The 4,899-nt window shown below is 55.9% G+C and carries 4 protein-coding genes and 1 pseudogene; 1 reads left to right on the top strand and 4 read right to left on the bottom strand.

Annotated features, from left to right (window positions below; genetic code table 11):
• Nucleotides 1-192 precede the first annotated feature (192 nt).
• Complete coding sequence (locus Q0510_RS16540) at nt 193-1,605, top strand: PLP-dependent aminotransferase family protein (protein ID WP_298714254.1); 1,413 nt, start codon at nt 193-195, stop codon at nt 1,603-1,605.
• A gap of 60 nt (nt 1,606-1,665) precedes the next feature.
• On the opposite strand, the gene Q0510_RS16535 is transcribed toward Q0510_RS16540, so the two are convergent.
• The 4 genes and pseudogenes from Q0510_RS16535 to Q0510_RS16520 form a co-directional block, all read right to left on the bottom strand.
• Complete coding sequence (locus Q0510_RS16535; protein ID WP_298714251.1) at nt 1,666-2,781, bottom strand: ABC transporter permease; 1,116 nt, start codon at nt 2,779-2,781, stop codon at nt 1,666-1,668.
• Complete coding sequence (locus Q0510_RS16530) at nt 2,781-3,887, bottom strand: ABC transporter permease (RefSeq protein ID WP_298714248.1); 1,107 nt, start codon at nt 3,885-3,887, stop codon at nt 2,781-2,783. Before Q0510_RS16530 ends, Q0510_RS16535 begins: the two co-directional genes overlap by 1 nt.
• A gap of 3 nt (nt 3,888-3,890) precedes the next feature.
• Nucleotides 3,891-4,622, bottom strand: coding sequence for an ABC transporter ATP-binding protein (locus Q0510_RS16525; protein WP_298714245.1), 732 nt, complete (start codon nt 4,620-4,622; stop codon nt 3,891-3,893).
• Nucleotides 4,619-4,899 (bottom strand): annotated as a pseudogene (locus Q0510_RS16520) (hypothetical protein); the annotation flags it as partial. The pseudogene Q0510_RS16520 and the gene Q0510_RS16525, both read right to left, overlap by 4 nt.

Genomic DNA, 4,899 nt, shown 5'->3' with positions numbered 1-4,899 from the left:
CTTCCTGCCGGAGGATCTCATCCGACACCGGGCCGGTCATCTCCCCCAGCGATAAATATTGTGTGCGCAAACGTAATTCCAGGCTGAAAGGCAAGTGATGCATGCGATACCGTTTTATAAAGGGAAGATAGGATTTTTTCATTGGAACAGATTTCATTTTCGTAATTTCGACCATATCAGAAACCGCGTAACATGGAACATCTGTATCTCCAGGTGGCCGACCGGATCCAGGCCATGATCGAAAAAGAAGTGATCCGGATCGGCGACAAACTGCCATCTGTCCGCTCGCTCAGCAAGGAACAGGGCATCAGCATGAGCACCGTTTTCCAGGCGTATTATCACCTGGAGGGAAAGGGACTGATCGAGCCGCGCCCGAAGTCCGGTTATTACGTGTGTTTCTCTCCGCGGCGGCTGCCTGAGCTGCCCAGCGCCACGCGGCCAGTGAAAAAGGCGACGGAAGTGAATGTCAGCGAGATGATCACGGAGGTATTTTCGCATCACGGGCCGGATCTGCTGCGGTTTTCGACGGCCTCTCCGTCCGAACAGCTCCTCCCCTCCGCCAAGCTCGCCAAAAGCATGATCCAGGCGGTACGGGAAACGAATGGCGGGCTCAGTTACGAAGACCTCCAGGGCAATCTCTGCCTCCGCCGACAGATCGCACGGATGAGTATCCAATGGGGCGGCAGCATTACGGAGCACGACGTGGTGACCACCACCGGCTGCATGGATGCCCTTACCCTCTGCCTTTCCGCCACCACCCAGCCCGGTGATGTCATCGCCCTGGAAAGCCCCGCCTACAGCGGCACCTTCCAGCTTGCCGAAAGCCTCGGCCTCAAGGTGCTCGAAGTGCCCACGGATCCCATCTGTGGGGTGGATCTAGAATATCTCGACAAAGCCATCCCCAAGTTCAAAATCAAAGCCTGCGTTTTCGTCACCAATTTCTCCAACCCCATCGGCTCCACAATGCCCGACAAAAACAAGCGGGAACTGGTGCGCCTCGTCAACAAGTATGATATTCCGCTCATCGAAGACGATATATACGCCGACCTGTATTTCGGGAAGCTCCGTCCCAGCAGCTGCAAGCAATACGACCGCAACGGCAATGTGCTCCTGTGCAATTCTTTCAGTAAATCCCTCGCGCCAGGGTACCGCGTGGGCTGGACCGTTCCCGGCAAATACAAAAGCCGCGTCCTGCGCCTGAAGCTCAACCATACCATTTCCAGCGCCACGCTTCCCCAGGCCGCCATCGGGCATTTCCTGGAAAACGGCCGTTACGAGCACCATATGCGCAACCTGCGCAAAATGCTGCATACCCAATGCCTCCGCTACCAGCAGGCCATCGCCGATTACTTCCCGGAAGATACCTGCGTAACGCGCCCGCAGGGCGGGTATGTTCTCTGGCTGGAGCTGAACGAAAACATCAATACCATCGAGCTGTACGAACAAGCCCTCCGCCGCAAGATCAATTTTGCACCGGGGCGCATTTTCACGCTGCAGGACCGGTATTACAACTGCATGCGTATCAGCTACTCAAACCCCTGGAGCAAAACGGTAGACGACGGGCTGAAGACGCTCGGCAAACTGGCGCACCAGCTGCTGAAATAAAAAAGCCGGAGCGCGAAGCCCCGGCCGTCTGTTTCCTACAACTGTTACACTGTTAAATATTTAAACGGTTTTACGGTAGTTCCAGATCGCAACGGCATTCACCGCCACGGCAAAAAGCACCATAATGCCCAGGTACATTTTAATATCCGCCCAGCCGCTCCCTTTCAGCATCACCATTCGCATCACTTTCACGAAATAAGCCACAGGATTGAACTGTGTGATCCGTTGCGCCCATTCCGGCATGCTTTCTACCGGCGTAAACAACCCGCTCATGAGGATGCAGATGATCAGGAAAAACCAGGTCACGAACATCGACTGCTGCTGCGTTTCCGTGAAGGTGGAGATCAACAGCCCCAGGCCCAGCATCACCATCAGGTACACCGCCGCAAACAGGAAAATCCAACCCAGGTTGCCGGCAAAAGGCAGGTCGAACACCAGTTTGCCCACGGTGAGCCCGAATGCCAGTTCGAATAACGCGATGATCCAGAAGGGAAGCAGCTTCCCGATGATGAATTGGTGCTTGCGGATAGGCGTCACATTGAGCTGTTCAATCGTTCCCGCTTCCTTTTCCTTCACGATATTCATTCCCGACAAAAACGCCCCGATCAGCGTTACCAGCACCACGAGGATCCCCGGTACCATGAACCACTTGTAATTCAGTCCGGGGTTGAACCAATACCGGAAGCTCATATCGAAATGCGAAGGCGCATCGTCTTCATCCATCGCCATCCATTCCAGGCGGATGCGGCGGTTGAAATCGCCGATGATGCTTTGCGCATAACCTGCAGCCAGACCGGCTTTGCTGCCGTTGATGGCGTTTACCAGCAACTGCACGCCGGCCTCGCTGTTGCGGACCAGGTCGCGCTCGAAATGTTGCGGGATGGTGAGGATGAGATCGGCCTTATTGGAGGCAAGGTCGTCGAACGCCTGGTCGTCGGTGGTTTGCGCGTGCAGCCGGAAGTAGCCGGAGGAAAGGAGTTTCCCTTTTAGCTGCTGGCTCCAGTTGCCGCCGTCGTGGTCCACGATGTCGATGGAAAGGTCGCGGATTTCGTAGTTCGTGGCGAAAGCGAGCACCAGCAATTGCACCACCGGCACCACGAAAATGATGGGCAGCATCGATTTATTGCGGAAAATCTGCAAAAACTCTTTCTGCAATATGAAAAATATGGTACGCATCAGCTCAAGCGGGTTTTGAATTTACGGAGGCTCACCGCCAGGAAAAAGCAGGTCATACCCGCCAGCACGCCCATCGGCAGGGCAATGTGGCGCAAATCGCTTCCCTTCAGCATGATATCCTTTAAAATAATAATGAACCATTTCGCCGGCAGGATGTTCGACAGTATCTGCAACGGCACGGGCATGCTCTCGATCGGGTACACGAAACCGCTGAGGAGGATCGTGGGGAGCAGCAGCCCCATCATCGAGATCATCATGGCCGTTTGCTGCGAGTTTGTAACACTTGAAATGAGAATGCCAAGCGAAAGGGCCGTGAGGCAAAACAGCCCGCAGGCGCCCAACAGCAGCAACAGGCTTCCCTTCAGCGGCATCCCGAATATCCCTGCGCCCAGCACGAGTATAATGATGGCGATCACGAACGACAACAGCACATACGGCACCACCTTCCCCGCGATGATCAGTACCGGCCTGAGCGGCGACACGAGCAGGATTTCCATCGTGCCCAGTTCCTTTTCCCGGGTGATGGTGATGGACGTCATCATGGCGCATACCAGCATGAGGATCAGCGTCATCACGCCCGGGACAAAAAGAAAAACACTCTTCAGCGCCGGGTTGTACACCATCCGCACTTCCGGGCTGACCGTCAGCGGCAGGTGCCGCATGCCCGTTTCTTCCTGCTGGTATTGCAGGAGGATGGCATTGATGTAATTGATGAGCGTGGTGGAAGTGTTGGGGTCTGAAGCATCGGCGAGCAGCTGCACGGAAGCTTTTCTTTCCCGCACAAAATCCCGCGCGAAGTTGGCAGGGATCACGATCACCATCCGGATATCGCCTTTGCGGAAGGCCGGCATGATGTCTTTTTCGCCGCGGATGTTTTCGGTAAGATCAAAATAAGCGGAAGCCGTGATCTTGCGGACGAGCCCCTGGCTCAGGGCGTCTTTCGACTGGTCCAGCACCGCGATGCGGGCGTGGCGGATCTCGTTGGTGATGGCAAACCCGAACAGCACGATTAGCACCACCGGCATGCCGAACAGGATGATCAGCGTTCGCCGGTCGCGGAATATGTGAAAACACTCTTTTTTGACGAATTCGAAAAACTGTTTCATGATTCAGGATTTGGCCCTGGCGAGCTGAAGGAAAACATCATTCATCGTGGCGGCGCCGAATTGTTGCTTCAGCGCGGCCGGCGTGTCCAGCGCCCGGATCTTCCCGTCCACCATGATCGAAATGCGGTTGCAGTACTCCGCTTCGTCCATGTAGTGCGTGGTCACGAAAATGGTGACGCCCTTGCTGGCGGATTCGTAGATCAGGTCCCAGAACTGGCGGCGGGTGATGGGGTCCACCCCGCCGGTGGGCTCGTCGAGGAATACGATCGAGGGTTCGTGGATGACGGCGATGGAGAAAGATAATTTCTGCTTCCACCCCAGCGGCAGCGCGCTCACGAGCTTGTCCGCCTCGTCTTCCATCCGGAGCTTCGCCAGCAAGCCGGCTGTTTTCTCGCGGATCTGCTGGTTGCTGAGGCCGTAGATCCCGGCGTAGAAGCGGATATTCTCTTTGACGGTAAGGTCTTCGTACAGCGAAAATTTCTGGCTCATGTAACCGATCCGCTGCTTGATCTTTTCCGTTTGAGTGTAGATGTCGAACCCTGCCACGCGGGCTTCGCCGCTGCTGGGCTTCAGCAGCCCGCAGAGCATGCGCATGGCGGTGGTTTTGCCGGCCCCGTTGGCACCCAGGAACCCGAAAATTTCTCCCTGCGCCACTTCAAAAGTGATGGCGTTGGTGGCGATGAAATCCCCGAAACGCTTGGTGAGCACGTTGGTGATGATGGCGGGTTGCGTCATGATGGTTCGGTTTGCGCCTGCATGAGGGCCATGAAAACATCTTCTATGCCGGTTTGGGCTGGTTTGTATTCAATTTCCGGGTGATAGGCCAGCAGATCGTTTTTCACGGAGGCCGGATCGGTTGTCAGCACCACGTGCAGGTATTCCCCGAAAGCGAAGCAGGACGTCACGGCAGGATGCGCGCGCAGGTCGCGGATGAGGCGGAAAGTATCGGACGCGCGGAAGGCCCAGATTTTCGTCTGGAAATTATCCACGATTTGCTGCGGCGTGTCGAGCT

Source organism: uncultured Chitinophaga sp., from assembly GCF_937874145.1.
In the GTDB taxonomy this organism is placed as follows: Bacteria; Bacteroidota; Bacteroidia; order Chitinophagales; family Chitinophagaceae; genus Chitinophaga.
Note: the sequence above shows the minus strand (reverse complement) of the source record. Positions and strands in the feature narration are given on the sequence as shown.

Coding starts and splice junctions, on each gene's coding strand:
- Q0510_RS16540 (WP_298714254.1), top strand. CDS start 193: ATGGAACATCTGTATCTCCAGGTGGCCGACCGGATCCAGGCCATGATC.
- Q0510_RS16535 (WP_298714251.1), bottom strand. CDS start 2,781: ATGCGTACCATATTTTTCATATTGCAGAAAGAGTTTTTGCAGATTTTC.
- Q0510_RS16530 (WP_298714248.1), bottom strand. CDS start 3,887: ATGAAACAGTTTTTCGAATTCGTCAAAAAAGAGTGTTTTCACATATTC.
- Q0510_RS16525 (WP_298714245.1), bottom strand. CDS start 4,622: ATGACGCAACCCGCCATCATCACCAACGTGCTCACCAAGCGTTTCGGG.